Source organism: Streptomyces sp. NRRL B-24484, from assembly GCF_000717715.1.
Lineage (GTDB): Bacteria > Actinomycetota > Actinomycetes > Streptomycetales > Streptomycetaceae > Kitasatospora.
In genome coordinates this window covers 1-1,440 of record NZ_JOAI01000118.1, presented here as the reverse complement: position 1 = coordinate 1,440, position 1,440 = coordinate 1, and the positions used below count along the sequence as shown (strand labels likewise).

Sequence of the window (1,440 nt, the reverse complement as noted above, 5' to 3'; positions counted from 1 at the left end):
GTCATGCCTCTGCGAGGTCGCGTCGGGGTGGCTCGGTGGTGAAGGTGCGCTGGTCGCGTATGAGGGCCCAGAGGACGTTGAGGCGGCGGCGGGCGAGGGCGAGGACGGCCTGCTTGTGGGTCTTGCCCTCGCTTCGCTTGCGTTCGTAGAACGTCCTTGAGCTGGGGCAGCAACGGGCCGCGACCTGGGCGGAGAGGTAGAACACGCGCAAGAGCCGACGGTGATAGCGGTGAGGCCGACGCATGTTGCCGCTGATGCGTCCGGAGTCCTTGGGAACGGGCGCGAGGCCGGCGACGCCGGCGAGCCGGTTCGGGCTGCCGAAGACATCCATGTCACCGCCGGTGCAGGCGATGAACTCGGCGCCGAGCAGGATTCCGATGCCGGGCATGCTCGTGAGCGCGTCGGCGTGCGGGTGCTGGCGGAACCGTGCCTCGATCGCCGCGTCGGTGCGGGCGATCTCCTCGTCCAGGGCCATCACGGCCCTGGCCAGGGTGTTCACCATGACCGCGGCAGTCTTCTCACCGGGGATGACGGTGTGCTGGGCGTGGGCTGCCTGGAGTGCCGCAGCGGCGACGGTCGGGGCGTTTCGCACCTTGCGGTTGGCGAGCCATGTGACCAGGCGGGCCTGGCCGATCCTGCGCAGGGCGGCCGGCGTCTGGTAGCCGGTCAGCAGCAGGAGGGCGGCCTTGGAGGTGCTGTAGTCGAAGGCGCGCTCGAGGGCCGGGAAGTACTCCAGGATCTGGGCGCGCAGGCGGTTGATCGCGCGGGTGCGGTCGGCGGTGAGGTCGTAGCGGCGGGCGGTGAGGATCCGCAGGTCGACGGCGATCTCGTCCCACTCCTGAAGGGGTTGCAGGTCACGGCGCATCCTGGCCTGGTCGGCGATGACGTATGCGTCCTTGGCGTCGGTCTTCCCATCGCCGCGGTAGGAGCCGGAGGCGTGGTGCACGGTCCGGCCCGGGATGTAGAGCAGCCGCTGGCCGTGGCCGACCAGCAGGGCGATCAGCAGGGCGGCCCCGCCGGCGTTCAGATCGACGGCCCACGTCACCGGCTCACCGCTGGCCAACTTCAGGACATCGCCGATGAGTTCCAGCAGTGCGGGCTCGTCGTTGGGAACGCGGCGCGACAGCACCTTTGTCCCATGACTGTCGATGACCGTGCAGTGGTGCTCGGCCTTGCCCGCGTCCGTCCCTGCCCACAGCTCTGGCACCCGAGCCTCCTTCGTCGGTCCGTCTCCTGGTCCCTGCAGACGACCACGCCGACGTGTCCTTACGAAGCGATCGAGTTCGCGCATCCCAATGAGCGGCCGTGTCGTCGCGGGACGCCGGGCGGCCAATCACTGAAAGCCACACGAACGGCATGAGCTTTTTGAGCCACACCCGGCGCCCCTGGGTCTCCCGATCGTACGAATGACCGGACCGAACCCACGCACGAAGGTAAGGA

1 protein-coding gene is annotated in these 1,440 nt (G+C 69.0%); it reads right to left on the bottom strand.

The annotated features are described in order from the left end of the window. Nucleotide 1: 1 nt before the first annotated feature. On the bottom strand, nt 2-1,207 hold the full coding sequence (locus tag IE98_RS0141485; RefSeq protein WP_043176399.1) for an IS110 family transposase: 1,206 nt from the start codon (nt 1,205-1,207) through the stop codon (nt 2-4). Nucleotides 1,208-1,440: the final 233 nt, after the last annotated feature.